The sequence below is a fragment of the Paenarthrobacter sp. YJN-5 genome, assembly GCF_015040095.1.
Lineage (GTDB): Bacteria > Actinomycetota > Actinomycetes > Actinomycetales > Micrococcaceae > Arthrobacter > Arthrobacter ureafaciens.
Genome location: NZ_CP053544.1, coordinates 2,576,796 through 2,597,010, shown reverse-complemented (window position 1 = coordinate 2,597,010; position 20,215 = coordinate 2,576,796). Strand labels below are relative to the sequence as shown.

21 protein-coding genes are annotated in these 20,215 nt (G+C 63.6%); 14 read left to right on the top strand and 7 right to left on the bottom strand.

The features are described from left to right. Positions 1-25: 25 nt before the first annotated feature. Together HMI59_RS12255 and HMI59_RS12250 are read right to left on the bottom strand one after the other, a co-directional pair. On the bottom strand, positions 26-415 hold the full coding sequence (locus HMI59_RS12255; protein WP_193591470.1) for a VOC family protein: 390 nt from the start codon (positions 413-415) through the stop codon (positions 26-28). A 14-nt stretch (positions 416-429) separates the two neighbouring features. Beyond that, positions 430-1,176, bottom strand: a complete 747-nt coding sequence (locus HMI59_RS12250) for a glucose 1-dehydrogenase (RefSeq protein WP_227471371.1) — start codon at positions 1,174-1,176, stop codon at positions 430-432. A 199-nt stretch (positions 1,177-1,375) separates the two neighbouring features. Here HMI59_RS12250 and acsA point away from each other — a divergent pair, with 199 nt between their 5' ends. From acsA to HMI59_RS12205, 9 genes are all read left to right on the top strand, one after another. Continuing rightward, positions 1,376-3,196 (top strand): acetate--CoA ligase, encoded by a 1,821-nt coding sequence (acsA, locus tag HMI59_RS12245; protein WP_193591469.1) that lies wholly within the window; start codon positions 1,376-1,378, stop codon positions 3,194-3,196. After that, complete coding sequence (gene pdhA / locus HMI59_RS12240) at positions 3,193-4,209, top strand: pyruvate dehydrogenase (acetyl-transferring) E1 component subunit alpha (protein WP_227471370.1); 1,017 nt, start codon at positions 3,193-3,195, stop codon at positions 4,207-4,209. Before acsA ends, pdhA begins: the two co-directional genes overlap by 4 nt. Then, on the top strand, positions 4,190-5,167 hold the full coding sequence (locus HMI59_RS12235) for an alpha-ketoacid dehydrogenase subunit beta (protein WP_193593747.1): 978 nt from the start codon (positions 4,190-4,192) through the stop codon (positions 5,165-5,167). Before pdhA ends, HMI59_RS12235 begins: the two co-directional genes overlap by 20 nt. Then, positions 5,160-6,500: a dihydrolipoamide acetyltransferase family protein gene (locus HMI59_RS12230; protein ID WP_193591468.1), complete on the top strand. Its 1,341-nt coding sequence runs from the start codon at positions 5,160-5,162 to the stop codon at positions 6,498-6,500. The genes HMI59_RS12235 and HMI59_RS12230 overlap by 8 nt, the downstream gene beginning before the upstream one ends. Continuing rightward, a complete protein-coding gene (locus HMI59_RS12225) occupies positions 6,497-6,751 on the top strand; it encodes an acyl carrier protein (RefSeq protein ID WP_166186275.1) in 255 nt (84 codons plus the stop codon). The genes HMI59_RS12230 and HMI59_RS12225 overlap by 4 nt, the downstream gene beginning before the upstream one ends. A 245-nt stretch (positions 6,752-6,996) precedes the next feature. Beyond that, a complete protein-coding gene (locus tag HMI59_RS12220; RefSeq protein WP_227471369.1) occupies positions 6,997-8,310 on the top strand; it encodes a GAF domain-containing protein in 1,314 nt (437 codons plus the stop codon). A gap of 76 nt (positions 8,311-8,386) precedes the next feature. Beyond that, a complete protein-coding gene (locus HMI59_RS12215; RefSeq protein ID WP_021472151.1) occupies positions 8,387-8,836 on the top strand; it encodes a universal stress protein in 450 nt (149 codons plus the stop codon). A 17-nt stretch (positions 8,837-8,853) separates the two neighbouring features. Then, entirely contained in the window at positions 8,854-9,402 is a 549-nt protein-coding gene (locus HMI59_RS12210; RefSeq protein ID WP_062096725.1) for a flavodoxin domain-containing protein, read from the top strand. Continuing rightward, on the top strand, positions 9,392-9,832 hold the full coding sequence (locus HMI59_RS12205) for a pyridoxamine 5'-phosphate oxidase family protein (RefSeq protein ID WP_031216504.1): 441 nt from the start codon (positions 9,392-9,394) through the stop codon (positions 9,830-9,832). Before HMI59_RS12210 ends, HMI59_RS12205 begins: the two co-directional genes overlap by 11 nt. 147 nt (positions 9,833-9,979) lie before the next feature. Here HMI59_RS12205 and HMI59_RS12200 read toward each other — a convergent pair whose 3' ends face one another. The 3 genes from HMI59_RS12200 to HMI59_RS12190 all read right to left on the bottom strand — a co-directional run bounded on the left by HMI59_RS12200 (position 9,980) and on the right by HMI59_RS12190 (position 12,785). Further along, a complete protein-coding gene (locus HMI59_RS12200; protein ID WP_021472153.1) occupies positions 9,980-10,843 on the bottom strand; it encodes a universal stress protein in 864 nt (287 codons plus the stop codon). A gap of 110 nt (positions 10,844-10,953) precedes the next feature. Next, the gene (locus HMI59_RS12195; protein ID WP_193591467.1) at positions 10,954-12,339 is read right to left on the bottom strand and encodes an MBL fold metallo-hydrolase RNA specificity domain-containing protein; all 1,386 of its coding nucleotides are present in this window, start codon (positions 12,337-12,339) and stop codon (positions 10,954-10,956) included. A 74-nt stretch (positions 12,340-12,413) separates the two neighbouring features. Beyond that, a complete protein-coding gene (locus HMI59_RS12190; protein WP_227471368.1) occupies positions 12,414-12,785 on the bottom strand; it encodes an SPW repeat protein in 372 nt (123 codons plus the stop codon). A 233-nt stretch (positions 12,786-13,018) separates the two neighbouring features. On the opposite strand from HMI59_RS12190, the gene HMI59_RS12185 reads away from it, so the two are divergent. Next, positions 13,019-13,714, top strand: a complete 696-nt coding sequence (locus HMI59_RS12185) for a response regulator transcription factor (RefSeq protein ID WP_021472156.1) — start codon at positions 13,019-13,021, stop codon at positions 13,712-13,714. A gap of 52 nt (positions 13,715-13,766) precedes the next feature. On the opposite strand, the gene HMI59_RS12180 is transcribed toward HMI59_RS12185, so the two are convergent. After that, the gene (locus tag HMI59_RS12180; protein ID WP_227471367.1) at positions 13,767-15,482 is read right to left on the bottom strand and encodes a GAF domain-containing sensor histidine kinase; all 1,716 of its coding nucleotides are present in this window, start codon (positions 15,480-15,482) and stop codon (positions 13,767-13,769) included. Between the two features lie 151 nt (positions 15,483-15,633). On the opposite strand from HMI59_RS12180, the gene HMI59_RS12175 reads away from it, so the two are divergent. From HMI59_RS12175 to HMI59_RS12160, 4 genes are all read left to right on the top strand, one after another. Beyond that, positions 15,634-16,101, top strand: a complete 468-nt coding sequence (locus HMI59_RS12175) for a pyridoxamine 5'-phosphate oxidase family protein (protein ID WP_193591466.1) — start codon at positions 15,634-15,636, stop codon at positions 16,099-16,101. An 86-nt stretch (positions 16,102-16,187) separates the two neighbouring features. Beyond that, positions 16,188-16,652, top strand: a complete 465-nt coding sequence (locus tag HMI59_RS12170) for a pyridoxamine 5'-phosphate oxidase family protein (RefSeq protein WP_193591465.1) — start codon at positions 16,188-16,190, stop codon at positions 16,650-16,652. Between the two features lie 24 nt (positions 16,653-16,676). Next, on the top strand, positions 16,677-17,744 hold the full coding sequence (locus HMI59_RS12165; protein ID WP_166186278.1) for a zinc-dependent alcohol dehydrogenase family protein: 1,068 nt from the start codon (positions 16,677-16,679) through the stop codon (positions 17,742-17,744). After that, on the top strand, positions 17,737-19,662 hold the full coding sequence (locus HMI59_RS12160; protein WP_193591464.1) for a heavy metal translocating P-type ATPase: 1,926 nt from the start codon (positions 17,737-17,739) through the stop codon (positions 19,660-19,662). The genes HMI59_RS12165 and HMI59_RS12160 overlap by 8 nt, the downstream gene beginning before the upstream one ends. Here the strand turns inward: HMI59_RS12160 and HMI59_RS12155 are convergent. Further along, positions 19,607-20,029, bottom strand: coding sequence for a pyridoxamine 5'-phosphate oxidase family protein (locus HMI59_RS12155; protein WP_031216469.1), 423 nt, complete (start codon positions 20,027-20,029; stop codon positions 19,607-19,609). The two genes, HMI59_RS12160 and HMI59_RS12155, sit on opposite strands and share 56 nt — an antisense overlap. Positions 20,030-20,215: the final 186 nt, after the last annotated feature.

Below are 20,215 nucleotides of genomic sequence, written 5' to 3'. Positions count from 1 at the left end.
TACTCTGTTCCGCTGGTGGCGGCCCTCAGGAGCCGCCCGGACCTGCGTTCTGCCACAGGCCGATGACATTTCCTTCGGGGTCCGTGAAATAGGCATTCCAGCCGCTGCCGGGAACTTCCATCTTTCCCCGGAGCGTGCTGCCTCCGGAGTCGTTGATGCTTTGCAAGGCGGCATCGATATCGGCCACTTCTATGGTCACCACAACCGAGTTCAACCCGGCGTTCCTGCGGTAAATCCCGCCATTGATGGAGGTAGGAGGTGCGTCTGCGGAACCGGGCTGCTGACCGGAAGTCTGCGCAAGGCTGTATTCCGATTCAGGTATCACCTGGAATGACCAGCCGAAATTGGAGTGGTAGAAATTCCTTGCCCGGTCTTCATCATCGGCCGGGATCTCAAAATGTACGACGCCGCCCATTGTCGGCCATGCCCTCAAGCACGCTCCGGAACGGTAACCGTTCCGGCAGTATCGCCGCCGTCGATGATGAACTCAGCTCCGGTGACAAATGATGCCTCGTCCGACGCGAGATAAAGAACAAGGTCGGCGACCTCACCGGGATGGCCCACCCGCCCCATCGCCACATGGCTCATGTCGTTCGTCATTCCGGCGGTCATCGGCGTGGAGATAACACCGGGGTGGACTGAGTTGACGCGGATGCCGTAGTGTCCCAGATCCAAGGCGGCACTCTTGCTGAGTCCCCGGACGCCGAATTTCGACGCCGTGTACCCGGGAATTTGTTCGTAACCGCGAATACCGGCAATGGAGGAAACGTTGATGATCGAGCCGCCCCTGGACTTTTTCAGGGCCGGTATCGCAGCCTTGATGCCGTTGAAGCAACCGGTCAGGTTCACGGCAATGATGGTGTTCCATTGGTCAAGGGTGTAATCCTCGATCGGGGCAGCATTGACGATTCCGGCATTGTTCACCAGGACATCCAGGCCGCCGAATTCATTGACGGCGGTGGCCACTGCCGACTCCCAGTCATCGGGACGGGTGACATCCAGGCGCACCGCTACCGCCCCGGCTCCGATCCGCGCGGCTGTTTCCTTCGCCTCTTCATCCAGCACATCTCCGATCACAACCCTGGCCCCCTCGCCATGGAGGCGCGCGGCCACAGCGGCACCGATGCCCCGGGCGCCGCCGCTGATCAGCGCTACTTTGTCGATTAGACGTTCCATAATTGGGTTCTCCATTGCCGGATGGCCGCGTTGCTTCCGCGCCGCCATCGATGAACGCAGTTGCCATTTCATGCTCCATGGAAGCGTGTACCGGCAACAGTGCCGAAAGTCACGGCCTGACCGCGGCGCGGCCGGCCTTACCAGCGCCTCAGGACTTTCGACTCTGGCAGAGGCTCCGCGGGAGCAGTGGCATTGATCCATGAGCGCCCGAACAAGCCAATGGCCGCTGATCCGCAAGGACCTTTCCACCATGAAAGTTCCGCCGAACATGCTGGACTATGAGCGAACACGGGCCGCCTTTTCCTGGGACGATGCCCGCAGCGCGCTGACCGGGACCCCCGGGGGCGGGTTGAACATGGCCTTTGAAGCAGTGGACCGGCATGCGGCAGGGCCCCTCGCCAACCAGGACGCGCTGCGCTTCATCCAAGGCACCGGGGAAGTCCTGAGCGTGAGCTATGGAGAACTGGCCGCGTCTTCGAACCGGTTCGCCAACGTTCTTCAGAGCCTGGGCGTGGCCAAGGGTGACCGGGTATTCTCGCTGATCGGCCGGACGCCCGAGCTCTACACAGCCGTTGCGGGCACCTTGAAGAACGGGAGCGTCTTCTGTCCGCTGTTCTCCGCGTTCGGCCCGGAACCCGTAAAGCAGCGCCTGCTCCTGGGCGAAGGGAAGGTACTTGTCACCACGCGGGCGCTCTACCGCAAGAAGATCGTGCCCATCCGGGAGTCCCTCCCCGAACTGAGGCACGTGTTGCTGACAGACTGCGAAAGCACACCGGACCCGGGCACGGAAGACCTCACGGTGCTGATGCGCGAGGCATCCGCGGACTTCACCCTCCGGCCCACGCAGGCGGGGGATCTGGCGTTGCTGCACTTCACCAGCGGAACCACAGGCACTCCCAAAGGTGCCGTACACGTTCACGACGCCGTCACAGCGCACTACATGACCGGACAGTATGCCCTGGATTTTCACCCCGGCGATATCTATTGGTGCACGGCGGACCCCGGGTGGGTGACCGGAACGTCCTACGGCATCATTTCACCGTTGGCGCACGGCCTGACCACGGTCGTGGACCAGGAAGAAATGGACATCGACCGTTGGTACCGGATATTGCAGGATGAATCGGTAACCGTCTGGTACACCGCCCCCACTGCCTTGAGAATGCTCATGAAGGCCGGTGCCGACCGTGCCAGGGACTACGACCTGTCAGCATTGCGGTTCATCGCCAGCGTCGGAGAGCCGTTGAATCCGGAGGTGGTGATGTGGGGCAGGGAAGCATTCGGTCTGCCGATCCACGACAATTGGTGGCAGACCGAAACCGGCGGAATCATGATCTCCAACTACGCTGCCATGGACATCCGCCCTGGCTCCATGGGCAAGCCCCTGCCCGGAATCGATGCCGCGCTGGTTCTGCGGGACGAGGATGACCGCCCGGTTCTCCGCGATGGGGAAGCGGTCCTCGTAGAGACGCCGGACACCATCGGCGAACTGGCCCTGAAGCCCGGATGGCCGTCAATGTTCCGGGGGTACCTGAACGAGGAAGAGCGCTACCGCAAGTGCTTCGCAGGTGGCTGGTACCTCACCGGGGACCTGGCCAAGCGCGATGAAGACGGCTACTTCTGGTTCGTCGGCCGCGGCAACGACGTCATCAAGTCCTCGGGGCACCTGATTGGCCCGTTCGAGGTGGAAAGCTGCCTGCTGGAGCATGAGGCAGTGGCTGAAGCGGGGGTGATTGGTGTCCCGGACGCTGTTGCCGGTGAGCTGGTCATGGGGTTTGTGGAGCTCAAATCCGGCTTTGAGCCGACTGAGGACGTCCGTCGGGACATTGTGGCTTTCAGCCGCAGGCGCCTGGGGCCGGCCGTTGCTCCGAAGTCCATTGAGTTCAGCGCCGACCTGCCGAAGACGCGCAGCGGAAAGATTCTCAGGCGGCTTTTGAAGGCACGGTTCCTGGGGCTGCCGGAAGGCGATACGTCAACGCTTGAGCCCTCCGGCACGGACGCCCGGCAAGGGAGGCTGTCATGAGGGATCCGATGTCGGCCCCGCCCGGCAGGCTGGATCGCGAAGAAGGGCTCCGACTCCTTCGCCAGATGCTCCGCCTACGCAGGCTTGAGGAACAATGCGTTGAACTGTACAGCGCATCCCGGATCCGGGGTTTCCTCCACGTCTACATAGGCGAGGAAGCCGTCGCTGCCGGGGTGATGGAGACGCTGGGCCCGGAGGACGCCGTTGTTGCAACCTACCGCGAGCACGGCCACGCCCTGCTGCGCGGCGTGGATGCAGGCCGCATCCTGGCGGAGATGTACGGGTGCATCGAAGGTTGCTGCCGGGGCAGGGGCGGCTCCATGCACCTCTTCGATGCCGCCACGAATTTCTACGGTGGCAACGCGATTGTTGCCGGCGGGCTTCCCTTGGCTGTGGGCCTGGCACTTGCCAACAAACTGCAGGGCAAGGAGGGCGTCAGCGTCTGCTTTTTTGGCGAGGGGGCAGTAGCCGAGGGCGAATTCCACGAGAGCCTGAACCTGGCAGCGTTGTGGCAGCTGGCGGTCCTGTTCTGCTGTGAAAACAACCTCTACGCCATGGGCACCGCTTTGGGGCGCTCGCAATCGCAGACGGACATCGCGCTCAAGGCCGCAGGCTACGGTATGCCGGCGTGGGCGGTGGACGGAATGGATGTAAGGGCGGTCAAAGAGGCGTCCCGTCGAGCAGTGGATGCGGTGCGTTCAGGCGGTGGGCCACACTTCCTGGAGTTCCGTACATACCGGTTCCGTGCGCATTCGATGTTCGACCCGGAGCGTTACAGGGACAAGGCCGAAGTCGCCAGGTGGCAGGAACGGGACCCTGTCCTGTTGCTGCGCTCGGCCCTGGAAGCAAACGGCGACCTTTCCGAGGAAGCCAGGAAGGAGCTCGAATCCGCCGTCGACGCCGAGGTGGCAGCCGCCGTCGAGTTCGCGGAAAAGGGGACCTTGGTACCGGTGGAGCAACTGTCGCGCTTTGTCTACAGCGAAGGGGGAGATGATGAAAACAAGCTACCGTGAAGCACTCCGGGAAAGTGTCCGTGATGCCCTGCAGCGCGATGACAGGGTGTTCCTCATGGGGGAGGACGTGGGTGCCTACGGCGGTTCATTTGCCGTCAGCCTCGGCCTGCTGGAGGAGTTCGGCCCTGAGCGCATCCGGGATACGCCACTTTCCGAGTCGGCGTTCGTAGGAGCCGGTATTGGTGCGGCACTGGGCGGAATGCGTCCCATTGTGGAGATCATGACCGTGAACTTCAGCCTCCTGGCGCTGGACCAGATCGTCAACAACGCAGCTTCGCTGCTGCACATGTCCGGTGGACAGTTCCACGTTCCCCTCGTGATCCGGATGACGACGGGAGCGGGCCGGCAACTTGGCGCCCAACATTCGCACAGCCTCGAAGGCTGGTACGCGCACATCCCCGGCGTGAAGATCCTGGCCCCGGCCACTCTCGAGGATGCCAGGGGCATGCTCTGGACCGCCCTGGAAGACCCGGATCCTGTGCTGATTTTTGAGCATGGATCCCTGTACAACGTCGCGGGGGAACTCAGTGACGACGCCGGACCGGTTGACATCAGCTCGGCTGCCTTGCGGCGCAGGGGCAGCGACGTCTCCCTCATTACCTATGGCGGCACCCTTCCGATGGTCCTGGACGCCGCAGGGCAGCTTGCAGCAGAGGGCATCGAAGCCGATGTCCTGAATCTGCGGTCCCTGAGGCCATTGGACGAAAAGGCGATAGTGGAAACCGTGTCCCGGACCGGAAAGGCCGTGGTGGTTGACGAGGGCTGGCGCAGCGGGAGCATTTCTGCCGAGATCATTGCCCGCATCATGGAACGTGCCTTTTACGAGCTCGATGCTCCGGTGGCCCGGGTGTGCAGTGCGGAAGTGCCCATTCCCTACTCCAAGCATCTGGAGCTGGCTGCCTTGCCTTCTGCGGAAAAGGTAGTAGCTGCCGTGAAAGAAACGATGGGCCATGGTTGATTTCCTCATGCCTTCCCTCGGCGCGGACATGGACCACGGAAAGATCGTTGAATGGCTGGTCAAGCCCGGAGACTACGTCCGCCGCGGCGACATTGTGGCTGTGGTCGATACGGACAAAACAGTCATGGACGTGGAGACCTTTCACGAGGGAGTTGTTTCCGAGCTCCTGACCGGGATCGGTGAGACAGTCCCGGTTGGCACGCCCCTGGCGAGGATCACCCCCACGCCTGCGGAAACCGCACCGGTTCAGCGGGCAAAGGCGCAGAAGCCATCAAGCAGGCCTGCGCCGACCCCTCCAGTGCGGCACTTGGCCCACCGTCTGGGAGTGGAAGCCTCGGAGGTGCACGGCACCGGGAAGGACGGCAGGGTCACCCGGGCGGACGTCGAACATGCCGTGACCGCCGGAACACGGAAAGAGGTAAAGTCCTCACCCAGGGCCAGGCGCTTGGCGCGCGAATCGAACGTGGACATGGCACTGGTCACCGGAACCGGTCCCGGTGGCGCCGTGACCGAGGCCGATGTCAGGCGCTACCTCCTGCAATCACCTGACGGCAGCACAACAGTCCAGCCAGCGGACGCGCCCGGTACTGCCGGGCCCCCGGAAAGCGAAGGACAGCCGCCAAGCAATCCGCCCGCCGGTCCGCCGGCTCTGCACGAAACGCCGGAACGGGCCGATACTCTGCGCCGTGCCATCGGGACGCTGATGGCACGGTCGAAGAAAACCATCCCGCACTACTACTTGACGGAGACCCTGGACCTTGAGCACGCGGTCCAGTGGATGACGGCAACCAACGCCCAGAGGGCGGTGGCGGAGCGTTTGGTGGCCTCCGTGCTGTTGCTCAAGGCAGCCGCTGTGGCTGCCCGTGATGTGCCTGAAGTGAATGGGTTCTTCCAGGACGGCGGGTTCCAGCCGGCGTCGTCGGTTCACTTGGGAGTTGCAGTGGCACTGAGGCGCGGAGGGCTGGTGGCGCCGGCCATCCACGACGCTGACACGTTGTCCTTGGATGAACTCATGAAGCGGCTCAAGGACCTGGTGAGCCGTGCCCGGTCGGGTCGTCTGCTGCGCGCCGAGATGGCCGACCCCACGGTCACCGTCACCAACCTTGGCGATTTGGGCGTGGAGAGCGTCTATGGCGTGATCTATCCGCCACAGGTGGCGATGATCGGAATCGGCCGCGTGAGCGAGCAGGCTTGGGCGCGGAACGGAATGCTGGGGATCCGCCACGTTGCGGCTGCCACGCTGTCCGCCGATCACAGGGTCAGCGACGGCCTGCGGGGTGCGCGATTCCTGAACCGCATGAATGAGCTGCTGCAGGAACCGGAGGAGCTATGACCCACGATGAAGCACGCGATGCCGTCCAAGCCGCCTTGGGCGTGGTTGCTCCGGACATAGACCTGGACGAGGTCGAAGGCCGATCCCGTCTTCGACAGGATCTTGAGCTGGATTCCCTCGATTTCCTGAGGTTGGTGGAAACCTTGGACGTTCAGACAGGGGTCAACATTCCGGAAAGCGACTATCCCAAAGTGGGTACCGTGGACGGGCTCATCGACTATCTCGCCTCCGCCGGTGCAGGGGACCGCTAGTCCGGAGCGGGCTGTGGCACCCAAGCCCATGACTTCCGGAGTCATCCGGTTATGGCTAGCATGGCCTTGAAGTACCCGATTCCGCATACGCCTGCGGATGAGGGGAGACCCGGTTAACGGCAGAAGCTGAACTTGGTTGTTGTCCGACCGGTTCTGCGGCTGCGTGATACGAATCGTTGCGTTCTTGACCTTGGGGACCGTAAACCGGCTGGATTTGCAGGTTAGCCGGTTCAGGAGGTCCGGACATGCAAGGCACAGAGGGCTGGACTTCCCCTATGAAGGGCCGGGTCGACTTGCTGCTCAGGGAGTTCGTGGCCCGTGCAGATGAATTGCTCCATGCCCAGGAGCAGATGAACGGCCTGCTGGCAGCCGTCGTGTCCATTGCTGAGGACTTGAGCCTTGAAGCAGTCCTTGACCGCGTCGTGAATTCTGCCTGCCTCCTGCTAGATGCGCGGTTCGGGGCGTTGGGGGTGATAGGGGAGGACCAGCGCCTCAGCCACTTCATCACCGTTGGTATCGATGAGGAAGGGATCAGGTCGATCGGGGACCTGCCCACCGGGCACGGGGTACTGGGTCACCTGATCAGGGAACCTGCGCCCCTGCGTCTTCATGACCTTGGAAAGCATCCGATGGCGGTTGGCTTTCCGCCGCACCATCCGCCCATGAAGACTTTCCTGGGCGTACCCATCCGGGTGCGTGACACGGTGTTCGGCAACCTGTACCTCACCGAGAAGAAAAACGGCCAGGACTTTACGCGCGCTGACGAGGACCTGGCGGTGGCGCTTGCTGCTGCAGCAGGCGTCGCTATCCAAAATGCCCGGCTTTTCGATGAGAGCAATCGGCGGAGGCGCTGGTTGGAGGCCGGTATGGAGCTCGCCAGCCTGCTGATTGCCGGAGAGCCCGACGGCGGCCAGACGGACCTTGATCGCGTGGGGGAAGCTGCCGTGCATGCTTCGGACTCAGTCTTGGCGGTGATTGCTGTTCCGGACCCGGAGGGGACTCTGCGTTGCCGGTCCGCCGTGGGAGTCCAAGGGATGTACGCGGGCCAGGAGTTGCCGGGTTCCGAGGTAGTCGATGCCGTGCAGGAATCCGGCCAGTCACGCCTTATCCATGATGCTTCCACGGCATTGGGAGTAGGCATGTCGGAGAAGCTTGGCACCGTGCTTGTGTCTGCGCTGGGCCACCGTGGCACGGACAACGGAGTGCTGATGCTCGCAAGGGCCGCGGGAGCCCCTGCCTTCACGCATTCAGACCTTGAATCCAGCGCTTTGTTCAGCAGCAGGATCGGTTTGGCGCTGGATCTTGCCCGGGCCAGTGCCCGGAGGGAACAGAACGTAGTGTTGTCAGATCGCGAGCGGATCGCCCGTGACCTGCACGACCTGGTGATCCAGCGTTTATTCGCCGCAGGGCTTGGGATCCAGAACCTCAAGAGGTTCGTCGACGACCCGGCCGGACATGAACGGATGCAGGCCGTCTCCCGGGAACTCGACGGCATCATCCACGCCCTGCGGGCCACCATTGAAGAGCTCCGCGCCGATCCGCCGGGAGAGGCGGAGTGACTTTCGGCCCTGTTACTTACCATCCCGCCGGGTGATCCTGACCTGACCGGAACGCGAGACGAGCAGGAGGCCAAGGATGCACCAGGAGACCCCGGGCAGCGGGATCGTCGTGGGAGTTGATGGATCCGAGGCGTCCATCGCCGCGCTGCGTGAGGCCCGCCGGCTTGCTGATGCCACGGGGCAGACTGTGGAGGCCACTGCGTTCTGGGAGTATCCCCAAGTAGTTGACGGCTACGTTGCCGTGGGGATCGGTCGCTTCGAAGATGCAGCGGCTGAGATATTGCAGCAGTCGGTGGAGAAGGCCTTCGGCCCGGCCCTCCCGGACAATGTGGTGACCCGCTTGGTACGAGGCCATCCCCGGCAGGGGCTCATAGAGGCCAGCCGGAACGCCGGCATGGTGGTGGTGGGGCGTCGGGGGCATGGTGGTTTTGGCGGCCTCCTGCTGGGGTCGGTCAGCTCGGCATGTGTTGCCCACGCCCATTGCCCTGTCCTCGTGGTGCATGCGCCGGAAACAGACGTCCACTAGGGAGCAGCAGGGGAGCAATGGAAGCTTTGGTGATCTACGAGTCGATGTACGGCAACACCCGGCGGGTCGCGGAGGCCATTGCCGACGGACTGGGTGGGGCAGTTGCTGCCAGCGTCGTTCCGGTCGGTGATGTTGAGGAGGGACGGATCATCGGATGTGATCTTGTGGTCGTTGGCGGCCCGACCCACGTTCACGGCATGAGCAGGCCCTCAACCCGGCGACGGGCAGCCGACGTCGGATCCGCCACCGGGGAACTCGACGTGAGTACGCAGATCAACGTAGGCGTCCGCGAATGGTTGGCGGCAACCCGCGCGGCTGTGCCCGGGCAGAACGCAGTGGCCTTCGATACGCGGAACCATGGCCTGGAAATCATCACCGGCAGCGCGGCGCGGGGTATCAGCGAAGGACTGCGCAAAGCCGGATTCCAGCTCCTGGCAGATGGTGAGAGCTTCGAAGTAGGTCCCGGACCAGCAGTGGACCAGGAGGAAATTGACCGGGCCTCCCGTTGGGGTGCTGAACTGGCGCAATTACTTGTAGAACAACAGACCGGAGAAAATGATGAATGAGACGCAGCCTGCCCGACTCGATGGAGCCCGCCACGTCAGCGAGGAATTATCCCCCGAGCGCTGCTGGGAGCTGCTGCGGTCCGAAGAAACAGGCCGGGTGGGCTTTGTACACCATGGCCGCGTGATGATTCTTCCGGTGCATTACCTGGTCCGTGACCACGCCATCTATTTTCGGACGGCGCCTTCCGGTTTCATTGGAGAACCGTCGGCCCGGCTCCAGACGTCCTTCCAGGTCGACCACACCTGGCCGGACCGGAGCGAAGGCTGGTCGGTACTGGTCAGCGGGCCGTCCTCCCACGTCCTGGAAGAAGAAACCATCAAGGAGCTGTGGGGCAAAGTGATGCCCGAACCCTGGGCCGGTGGTGAACGGACTCTGTTTATCCGCATCCAGGCGGACCTCATTTCCGGACGCCATGTGCATCTGAGCTAGGATCAGTGCCCCTCAAATTCCTGGCCCACGCAGACACCAGGCCACCCAAACTCCCAGCCCACCCAAACTCCCAGCCCACGCAAAAATCCGGCTGCCCCTTGCTGGTGATCAGCCAAGCGCAGCCGGATTTGCGTGGGGACGCCGGGGTCAGCCCTTGTGCTTGACCGGCTTCACCCTGGTGATGATGGTCGGGCACGGCAGTTTCGCAAGAACGGCATGTGCGGTGGAACCAAGCATCAGGCGTTTGAAGCTGCCGCGGCCGCGGCTGCCGACAACCAGCAAGGATGCGGTCTTTGCAGCTCCCAGCAGCGCCTCTGCCGGGCTTCTGTCTGTCTGCAGCACTTGGTGGACCGTGAGGTCAGGGTAGGTATCGGCCAGGCCGGCCACCGTCTCGGCGAGCACCACCCGTTCTTCTTCCTCGATGATGCCGTTGAAGTCACCGCCCGGCATCCCCCGGCTGAGCCACGGATCCGGGAGCCGGAAGGCGTGCAGCACGGTCAGTTCCTGCCCTGTCCGGTCGGCCTCGGCAGCGGCGAAGCCCACCGCCTGGATGGATTCTTCGGATCCGTCCGCCCCGACCAGCACGCCTTGGCGGGTGCTGAGGTCATGTTCGCCGATCACGGCCACCGGGCACTGCGCGACCGCCGCGACCTGGAGCGCACGGTCGGTGAGTGAACCACCAACCCAACTGTGGCCGGAACCGATCACCACCATGGAGGCCTTCTTGGACTTTTTCCGCAGCGAGTAACCGGGTGCGCCGTGGACCAGGTCCGTGCTGAGGCTGACTGTCGGTTCCATCTTGGCGGCTCGGTCCTTGGCATCTGAAAGGAGGGCAGCGCCGGAGTTGCGGATCCAGTCGTTGTAGCCAACAGCGTCATAAGCCCACCTGTCGTCCACGGCATGGACAAGGAGGACGGGCAACTTCAGCGCGGCGGCCCGGTGCATCGCCCAACGCATTGCCGCTTCACTGCTGGGAGAGTCGCCGACACCGACGACAATGGCCTCACTCATGACTGATCCTCATCTTCTTGAAGGTCGCCCGGTCGCGACGCCGGGTCGTGTCACTCCAGTCTTGACCGGCGCTGATGTGATGGTTAGGGCCCTAAGTCCCGGAGCAGGGCCTAATCCGGATCGTTCAAGCTGATCGTCTCCAGGTATTCGGGGACGCGGGCCTTCCAGCCCAGCTCGTGTTTGATGCGCAACCGCAAAGCATCCGATGCCTCCGGCTCGCCGTGCGTGATGTACGTCATCCGCGGGGCCTTCGGTGCCGTGCGCATCCACCGGATGATGGCATCGGCGTCGGCATGTGCGCTGTAGCCTTCCAGTTGCACAACTTCGGCCCGGATATGGACGTCCCGGCCGTAGATGCGAAGGTCGCGTGTTCCTGCCGCGAGGGTGGCTCCCCGGGTCCCGCCGGCCTGGTAGCCGCTCAGGACCACCGTGTTCTTTGGATCCCCGCCGTATGCCTCAATGTGATGGAGGACCCGGCCGCCCGTGAGCATCCCGCTGGCAGAGATGATGATCATGGGCCCTCCCCGAAGGTTCAGGAGCTTGGAATCATCGGCAGTGCGGGTCATGGTGGCCAGCTGGTACATGGCATTGAACTCTTCGGGCTTGAGGCGATGCTCCTCCGGGTGCTGTTGGTACATGTAGGACGCATCAATGGCCATGGGGCTGTTGAGATAGATGGGGACCTCGGGTATGGCCCTTTTCCGTCGGAGCCGCGCCAACTGCAGCAGGAGCGTTTCTGCCCTGCCGACGGCGAAGGCAGCTATCAGAACGACGCCGCCCCGTTTCACCGTGCGCTTCACCACATCACCCAATTCGCTTTCGGCATCGCCCGGCGGGTGCTGCCGGTTCCCGTAGGTCGATTCGGTGACGAGCACGTCAACGGCTTCCAGGTCCCGGGGTGGGTACATGAAGGGATCATCCGCGCGGCCAAGATCACCGGTGAAATGCACCGAGGCGTTTCCGGCCTGGAGCCGGATCTGGGCCGCGCCAAGGATATGGCCGGCTGGTACGAATACCGCTTCGAAGCCGGTTCCTATCTGCAAGGGAGTGTCGAAGTCGACGGGGCGGAAACTCTGCAGTGACCGTGTCGCATCCAAGGCGGTGTACAGGGGCAGCACGGGGTCGTGCTGGGAGGAACCGGCATGTGCGGCGTGCCTCGCTTCCTCTTCCTGGAGGTGCCCGCTGTCCGTCAACAGAAGCTTGGAGAGTTGGCTCGTGCCCTGCGTGCTGTAGACCGGGCCGCGGAAGCCGTCCCTGACCAGCAGGGGAAGGTACCCGGTGTGGTCAAGGTGGGCATGGGTCAGGAGGACTGCGTCGATCGACGACGGACTTACCGGGAACGGCCTGCGGTTGCGTTCGCGGAGGCGTTTGTACCCTTGGAAGAGACCGCAGTCCACCAGCACGCGGGTGCCTTGGTGGTCGAGGAGGTACTTGGATCCTGTCACTGTATCTGTAGCCCCCAGGAACCTGAGGCTGGCAACGTCGCTGTTCTTCATTGTTCCTCCCGGACCTCCGTTGGACAGGCAAATCCGGCGCAGCGGAGTCCGCAGCGCCGGATGTGTTATTGGGTTCAGGGTGCCGCTGCAACGTGGTGGTGCCGGTATTCCTCGGTGCTTGGCCTGATGGCAAAGGCTGTGACAACCAGGGCGACTGCCCCGGCGATCCATGCCGTCCAGGCTGCTCCGGTAGCCGAGGTGTAGTTGCCCAGCCAGGGGGCCAGCAGCAGGACTACGGCCACCAGTGCTTGTGCCCACTCAACAACCGGCATTCCCGGGAGGGCGAGGTTGATGGCTCCGCTGATGACCAGCAGGACACCCAAGGTGACCATCATCGCCGTCGACATTCCTGTTTGGGAGGTCCAGAGGACCGACAGCGCCGTGTAGGCGCCTGCTGCGACAACAACGTAATCCTGCCATCGCGTCCACTTTTTCATGGGGATCATGCTCCTTCATTTCCTTGATACCGGAAGCAACCGTTGCGTCCCCGGTATCCTGTAGTTCCAGATTCCCCTTCCACCGGGCTGCGCAACAGGGCCGAAAGTCACCGCCCGCGTAGGCCTTTGGTCCCTTGCTTGGATCCGGCGGGCAGACAAGAATCGGAATGCACCACGTGGGTGCAGAATCCACTACACGGGTTGAGGCTATAGGCGCAGGCTGTGCGCCGGACGGGAGGGTCATGTTCGCGGACGCGCCCGCTACGAGCGGCGACCACACTCCCGGAGTTTTGCGGGTCTTCATCCTTGACGACCATGAATTGGTACGGCGGGGCCTGCAGGAGCTGTTGGAAAACGAAGGCTTCCTGGTAGTCGGGATGTCGGGTTCGGCAGAGGAGGCGGCCCGAAGGATCCCGGCGTTGCGGCCGGACATTTCGGTCCTGGACGCGCGTTTGCCGGACGGCACCGGCATTGAAGTATGCCGCAACGTCCGGTCGGTGGATCCGTCGCTGAACTGCGTTATTCTCACCAGTTACGACGACGAGCAGGCCCTCAGGGGAGCGATCATCGCCGGCGCGGCCGGCTACATACTCAAGGAAATTGGCGGCAGCGACCTGCTGGGTGCACTGCGCCGCGCGGCGCACGGAGAATCCCTGTTCGACGAGGCGGTCAAGGCCCGGGTTGTGCAGGGGCTCACAGAACCCAAACGGGACGATCCCAGGCTGGCGGCACTGACGCCCCAGGAGCGGAGGGTCCTGAAGTTCGTCGGCGAAGGCCTGACCAACCGGCAAATCGGAGAAGAGATGCTGCTGGCAGAGAAGACCGTCAAGAACTACGTGTCCTCCCTGCTGGCCAAGTTGGGATTCGAACGCCGGACGCAGGCGGCGGTCTACATGGCGCATAGCCCCGACGAAGCCGACGGCGGGCCCGCGCACTGAGCAAACCGCGCACTGAGTCAGCCGCGCACTGTGTCAGCCGCGCACCGGACCGTCAGCGCAGGGGAACGGACCACGTCAACGATGTTCCGTCGCCCGGGGTGCTGGTGACGGCACAGGAACCATTGAGATCGGCTGCCCTCTTTGCCATGTTGGCCAAGCCGTTTCCTGAACCTGGATGGCTGAAGCCCCGGCCGTCATCCCTGACTTCCACAGTCAGGGCATCGGCCGTCATGCCGACGGTGACGTTGATGGTTTGTGCGTCCGAGTGCCGCACCGCGTTGCTCAAGGCTTCGGAGATCACTGCCAGCAAGTGCTCGATGACGATCTCGTCCTCCACCACGTCAAGGGCCCCGATCAGGGTGAGGTGGGGCGCGAACGGGAGAGAGGCCGATGCCGACTGCACCGTCTCGACAATCCGGCTGCTGACCAATTGGCGGCCGGCAGCAGCTGCACGCAGTGAATAGATGGTGTTGCGCAGGTCCCGGATGCTGGAATCGAGCTGATCAGTGATGGCGTCGATCCGGTCCGGAGCTTCCGGGGCTGTGGTGTAGCGCCGCAAGCTCTGGATGCTCAGTCCTGCCGCGAACAGTCTTTGGATGACAAGGTCGTGCAGGTCCCGTGCGATCCGGTCCCTGTCGGTGGAGACCACCGACTCTTCCCGGTACCTTCGGATTCTGTCCAGGGCAAGGGCCAAGGCAACGTGCGAACCGAACACAGCGGACATTTCCACATCCGTTTGCCTGAACGGTTCGGAGTCGGAGTCCCGCACCGAGACCAGCAGGCCATAGTGGGTTCCTTGGGCGCTCAGGTCCACGGCCAGCAATTTTGCGGGGGTGGATTGCACGCCCGGGCCGAGGAGGTTCCAAGGGTCATCCATGGCGATGCTTCGCCCCGTGAGAACAATGTCCTTCATCCCGGTCGAACCAACGGTCAACTTCCGGCCCATCAGTTCGCCGGCGCCCCTGCCGACGGCAGAGGCCACCGTGTAAGAATCTTTCCTGACTGCCGGAGTCAGCGCCACGGCCACCCGGCCATCCGTCAGGCGGGCCGCAGCCTCAGCGACGATGCGGAAAGCAGCGTGCTCGGTGTGGTCCTCCCTGCTGTCCTCCAGCAGGTAGCCGGTGGCATCCATGCAGGCCTCCAGCCAGGATGCCCGCCGTTGGGCGTCTTCGTACAGGCGGGCGTTCTCAATCGCCACGCCCGCGGCCGCGGCAAGTGCCACAGCCAGGTCCTCGTCCTCGGGCGTGAAGTCCTCTCCACCTTCCTTTTCCGTGAGGTAAAGATTCCCGAAGACGGCGTCGCGGACCCTGATGGGTACCCCGAGGAACGATTTCATCGGCGGATGATGTGCGGGAAATCCGTAGGATTTGGGATGTTGCCGCAGGTCATGCAGGCGCAGGGGTGCAGGACCTGTGATGAGGAGCCCCAGTACTCCGTGGCCGGTGGGAAGCGGACCAATGCGCTCGGCGAGTTCCTGGTCGATACCGACGGTGACGAAGTGGCTGAGGGTGCTGTCCTCGCCGATGACGCCCAGCGCTCCGTAGCGGGCATGAAGCAAGTGGCACGCCGAATCCACCACGCGTTTCAGGACCGTTTCCAAGCTCAGTTCTCCGGCAACGGTCACCACGGCTTCGAGCAAGCCCCTGGTCCGTTCCTCGGCCATGAGCAGTTCGTCCGCCCGGGACATGAAGGTCCGCAAGAGTGCCTCAAGGGGAATGGCGGCCGCCGGTGGTTCGTCCGGTGACGACTGGTAAGGGTGGCTCATCATCGTCTTTCCGCGGTGCCGGCCAGGGAGTGCGGCGCCGTCGTGCAAAGATTACTCCGGACCCGACGGCGCTGGCGATACTGTTGCGGACGGGACGGGAGGAACGGGCCTTTCTACCCTGTCCAACCACACTTTCCGGGTTTACCGTCTAGCCATGGACAAGCGCGCAGTACCCGAAATCGAAAACCTCGACGTCAAGCAGTGCTGGGAGTTCCTTCGAAGCGTGTCGGTGGGACGGCTGGCCGTCTGGGCCGGCGATCATCCGGACATCTTCCCCATCAACTACAAGGTGGATCACGGGACCTTGGTCTTCCGGACGGGTGAGGGGACAAAACTCCACACAGTCTTGGGGGCCACCCCGGTAGCCGTAGAGGCCGACGGCGTGGACACCGCTTCGGGGGTGGCGTGGAGCGTGGTGCTCAAGGGAAAGGCCGAAAGCATCAAGCTGACCCAGGACGTCCTTGACACGGTCGGGCTGCTGCTTTTCCCGTGGCAGGCAGGCCGCAAGGACCACTTCATCCGGGTTGTCCCGACGTCGATGACCGGGCGTCGCTTCAAAATCACCGAGCCGTTGACCTGGTGGAGCCCCCTGGATGATGCCACCCGCGCCGGCCTCGAGTGACTTCCCGGCCCGGCGGTCCGGGACCTAAGGGCGGTCCGGGACCTACGGCCCTAACGGGGGCGCCCCGGCACGGTTAGCGTCAGGGCATGGAATCGACCTCACAGACAGCCATCGAACGCCTGGATCCTGAAGAATGCTGGGCGCTGCTTGGCCAAATGAACGTTGGCCGACTGGCTGTCCTGGTGGAGGGGCATCCTGACATCTTCCCCGTGAACTATGTCCTTGACGGTCAGGGAATCGTCTTCCGCACGGGCGCCGGAACGAAGTACTGGAGCGCCATGAAAGCGCCAACGGCCCTTGAGATCGACGGATTCGAGGCCGGAGCGTCAAAGGCTTGGAGCGTCGTGGCCAGAGGCCGGGCAGCAGTCATCCTCGAACGCCATGAACTCGCGGAGGCTGAGGCGCTGGACCTTGAGCCGTGGCAGGCCGGAAGTAAAAACCACTACGTCAGGATCATTCCGGAATCCATCACTGGCAGGCGCTTCACCACTACCCGTCCGGATATCTGGAAAGCACCACTCAATGACGCCCGTAGGGAATCCTTCCGCTGACGGGCACCACGGAAAGGCAATGCGATGAAAGCGCTGGTCTACGACGGTCCCGGAGCCAAAGCCTGGAAAGAGGTTCCGGACCCGGTGATTGCCCACCCTACCGACGCCATAGTCCGGATCGATACCACCACCATCTGTGGAACGGATCTTCACATCCTCAAAGGTGATGTGCCGGCCGTAGTGCCCGGGAGGATCCTCGGCCACGAAGGAGTGGGGACGGTGACGGAAGTGGGAAGCTCAGTCAGCGGCCTCAAGCCCGGCGACCGCGTCATAGTGTCGTGCATAAAGTCGTGCGGACATTGCAGCAATTGCCGTAAGCAGCTGTTCTCCCACTGCCTGGGGGACGAAGGGCAGGCCGGTACGGGATGGATTTTCGGGCACCTCATTGACGGGACGCAGGCAGAATTCGTGCGGGTGCCTTATGCCGACAACTCCCTGCATAAACTGCCCGAAGGCGTCAGTGATGATGAGGCAGTGATGCTTTCGGACATTCTGCCCACGGCTTTCGAGATCGGTGTCCTCGACGGCAGGGTCGCCCCCGGTGACATCATCGCCGTCGTTGGAGCCGGCCCTATCGGTTTGGCCGCCATGGCCACGGCGGGGCTTTGCGGCGCCGCCACCATCATCGCCATCGACCCCAACGACAGCCGCCTGGCGCGCGCCGTCGACTTTGGTGCCACGCACACCATCAACCCGACCAGCGCTGACTGGCTGTCGCAGGCGCTGGCCCTCACCGACGGTGCCGGCGTGGACGTCGCCCTCGAAGCCGTAGGCATCCCGGAAACGTTCGGCATGTGCCTCCAACTGGTCCGGCCCGGCGGGAACGTGGCGAACATCGGTGTCCACGGCAAGCCCGTTGAGTTGCCCCTGCAGGACTTGTGGATCCGCAACATCAACATCAGCATGGGGCTGGTGAACACCAACACCACTCCCATGCTGCTGAGGCTGGTTGCGCAGCGGAAACTTCCCGCCGGAAAGTTCGCGACCCACCATTTCCCGCTCGACCAGATCATGGACGCCTATGACACTTTCTCCCGGGCCTCCGAGACGGAAGCGCTGAAAGTCGTCCTGTCCCGTGGCGCGCATGAGTGAAGTCAGGCTCTTCACCCTTGCCCGCAGGTACCCCCTTGTGGGCGCGATCCTCCTGGTGGGCTTACTGGTCGCTGTCCTGATCCTCAGTGGCCAGGACGCCGCGGCCCAGGGCATCGCATCCATCTTTGCCCTGGCCGTTGCGCTGTACCGTGCCGGTTCCATGGTCAAGGATCTTTTCCGCGGCAGGTGGGGGATCGACCTGCTGGCCATCACGGCCATCGGTGCAACGGTGGTCGTCGGTGAGTACATCGCGGCTCTGGTGATCGTACTCATGCTCACCGGAGGTGAAGCCCTGGAGGACTACGCCCAGGGCCGCGCCACCCGGGAACTCACCGATCTGTTGAAACGCTCCCCGCGCAACGCACACCGGGTAGAGGCCTCAGGAGACCTGGTGGACATCGCCGTGGAGGACGTCAACCCCGGTGACGTATTGCTGGTCAAGCCCGCAGAGACCGTTCCGGTGGACGGCGAACTGCTGTCCGAGGCGGGCAGCTTCGATGAATCAGCACTGACCGGCGAGAGCCTGCCCGTCGAACGGTCCCGGGGCGGTTCCGTGCTGAGCGGCACCGTCAACGGGCCCGCGGCCGTGCGCATCAAAGCGACTGCCACCGCCAAGGAATCGCAGTACAGCCAAATTGTCGCCTTGGTCCAGGAAGCAGCTGCCAGCCGGGCCCCCACAGTCCGTTTGGCTGACAGGTACGCCATCCCTTTTACAGTGGTGGCGTTTGCCATGGCCGGCGTTGCCTGGTTCATCAGCGGCGATCCCGTGCGTTTTGTTGAGGTGCTGGTTGTCGCTACTCCCTGCCCGCTCCTTATAGCCGCCCCGGTAGCCTTCCTGGCGGGGACCAGCCGGGCCGCCAAGGCCGGGGTGATCATCAAGAACGCAGGGACCCTTGAGCAGCTCAGCAAGGTCAGGACGGCTGTCTTTGACAAGACCGGGACGCTGACGGCCGGCAAACCCACCCTCGTGGCCGTCAGGCGTGCCGGGTCGGATTCACCGAGCGAAGAGACGCTGCTGCAGTTGGCTGCCTCGGCTGAACAGTTCTCCTCCCACGTGTTTGCGACCTCGGTCATGGCGTCGGCTGCCGAGCGCGGACTGCCGCTGTTGCCTTCGACGGCGGCCATCGAGCACGCCACCAACGGCGTCGCCGCCCGCGTGGGCAGCCACGATGTGGTGGTCGGAAAAGCTGCGTTCGTCCGCGAGCAGACCACGGGTTTCGAACACTACGAACTCGCCGGCGGCCAGTTGGCCATTTACGTGGGCGTCGACGGAAGGTATGCCGGTACCCTCATCATGAGCGATCCCTTGCGGGTCAACGCCATGGACACCCTGGAGAAGCTTCGGGAGCTTGGTGTCCGGGAATCCTTGTTGCTGACCGGCGACGCCGAGAGCGCCGCCCGGAGCATCGCCGCCCAGGCAGGAATGGAAACGGTGCTTGCCGAGTGCCTTCCCGGCGACAAAGTCAGGGCGGTCGCCGGGCTGAAGACGCGCCCGGTCATGATGGTCGGGGATGGCGTCAACGACGCCCCGGTCCTGGCAGCGGCCGACGTCGGAATTGCCATGGGCGCGCGCGGCGCCACCGCGGCGAGCGAGTCAGCGGACGTGGTGATCCTGCTCGATGACCTCTCCAAGGTGGCGGTGGCGGTCGACGTCGGGCAGTACACCCTGCGCATTGCCCGCACCAGCATCTGGACGGGTATTCTGCTGAGCCTGGTCCTGATGGTGTTCGCTTCCTGGGGTTTCATTGTGCCCGTGGCAGGGGCGCTGCTGCAGGAACTGGTTGACCTGGCCACCATACTCAATGCGCTGCGGGCGCTGGGAAGGAAGCAGCCCCGGGGGTCCCGCCCCCAGGGAGCGGGACCTAGTAGCGCTCGGGTTCGTCCCCCAGCTCAAAATGCCGGCCGTGCACGCGGGTAGGACGGATCTCCACGTAGGTGTACTTCCGGGTAGGAATCCATGGTTTCAGGGGGAGCTTGTCCGCCTCGTCGATTTCCGACTGGGACTCGATGACGCGTGCCGTGCCTTTGATGACAACGCTCCACGCCTCGCCGTCGCCTATTTCCTCGACTTCGAAGGCGACTTTCTCGTTGACCGTCAGCTCAGCAAGCTTGGTTCCCGGGTTGGTCCGCACCAGCAACCTGCCCTGGTCCGCGATGAAGTTCAGCGGGTAGATGTCCGGCTCTCCCAACACGCTGACCGCCAGGCGGCCGTGCTGGTTCCTTTGCAGGACGCTCCATGACTCATCGTCGGACAAGATCCTGCCTGGGCGCTCGTCGGTTTCCATGGGCATTGTCCTCCTGTAAGGGATGGGGCGGCGCGACCGGTGGCCTGCACCTGGGGTACTTGCGATCCTAGGGACAGGCGCCGACGCCTAATAGGGTCCAAGGTCCCCGGCGCTGCCACGGGGCGGGATTCTTTCTGGCTTTATCACCGCCTGCCCGTCACCCTTGAAGTCACAGGAGATGCTGGA

Bases quoted from the DNA above. Each gene is read 5' to 3' on its own strand.
- HMI59_RS12175 (WP_193591466.1), top strand. From the start codon at position 15,634: ATGGACAAGCGCGCAGTACCCGAAATCGAAAACCTCGACGTCAAGCAG.
- HMI59_RS12210 (WP_062096725.1), top strand. From the start codon at position 8,854: ATGGAAGCTTTGGTGATCTACGAGTCGATGTACGGCAACACCCGGCGG.
- HMI59_RS12235 (WP_193593747.1), top strand. From the start codon at position 4,190: ATGAAAACAAGCTACCGTGAAGCACTCCGGGAAAGTGTCCGTGATGCC.
- HMI59_RS12190 (WP_227471368.1), bottom strand. From the start codon at position 12,785: ATGATCCCCATGAAAAAGTGGACGCGATGGCAGGATTACGTTGTTGTC.
- HMI59_RS12185 (WP_021472156.1), top strand. From the start codon at position 13,019: ATGTTCGCGGACGCGCCCGCTACGAGCGGCGACCACACTCCCGGAGTT.
- pdhA (WP_227471370.1), top strand. From the start codon at position 3,193: ATGAGGGATCCGATGTCGGCCCCGCCCGGCAGGCTGGATCGCGAAGAA.
- HMI59_RS12250 (WP_227471371.1), bottom strand. From the start codon at position 1,176: ATGGAACGTCTAATCGACAAAGTAGCGCTGATCAGCGGCGGCGCCCGG.
- HMI59_RS12180 (WP_227471367.1), bottom strand. From the start codon at position 15,482: ATGATGAGCCACCCTTACCAGTCGTCACCGGACGAACCACCGGCGGCC.
- HMI59_RS12215 (WP_021472151.1), top strand. From the start codon at position 8,387: ATGCACCAGGAGACCCCGGGCAGCGGGATCGTCGTGGGAGTTGATGGA.
- HMI59_RS12170 (WP_193591465.1), top strand. From the start codon at position 16,188: ATGGAATCGACCTCACAGACAGCCATCGAACGCCTGGATCCTGAAGAA.
- acsA (WP_193591469.1), top strand. From the start codon at position 1,376: ATGAGCGCCCGAACAAGCCAATGGCCGCTGATCCGCAAGGACCTTTCC.
- HMI59_RS12160 (WP_193591464.1), top strand. From the start codon at position 17,737: ATGAGTGAAGTCAGGCTCTTCACCCTTGCCCGCAGGTACCCCCTTGTG.
- HMI59_RS12200 (WP_021472153.1), bottom strand. From the start codon at position 10,843: ATGAGTGAGGCCATTGTCGTCGGTGTCGGCGACTCTCCCAGCAGTGAA.
- HMI59_RS12165 (WP_166186278.1), top strand. From the start codon at position 16,677: ATGAAAGCGCTGGTCTACGACGGTCCCGGAGCCAAAGCCTGGAAAGAG.
- HMI59_RS12205 (WP_031216504.1), top strand. From the start codon at position 9,392: ATGATGAATGAGACGCAGCCTGCCCGACTCGATGGAGCCCGCCACGTC.
- HMI59_RS12255 (WP_193591470.1), bottom strand. From the start codon at position 415: ATGGGCGGCGTCGTACATTTTGAGATCCCGGCCGATGATGAAGACCGG.
- HMI59_RS12225 (WP_166186275.1), top strand. From the start codon at position 6,497: ATGACCCACGATGAAGCACGCGATGCCGTCCAAGCCGCCTTGGGCGTG.
- HMI59_RS12230 (WP_193591468.1), top strand. From the start codon at position 5,160: ATGGTTGATTTCCTCATGCCTTCCCTCGGCGCGGACATGGACCACGGA.
- HMI59_RS12195 (WP_193591467.1), bottom strand. From the start codon at position 12,339: ATGAAGAACAGCGACGTTGCCAGCCTCAGGTTCCTGGGGGCTACAGAT.
- HMI59_RS12220 (WP_227471369.1), top strand. From the start codon at position 6,997: ATGCAAGGCACAGAGGGCTGGACTTCCCCTATGAAGGGCCGGGTCGAC.
- HMI59_RS12155 (WP_031216469.1), bottom strand. From the start codon at position 20,029: ATGGAAACCGACGAGCGCCCAGGCAGGATCTTGTCCGACGATGAGTCA.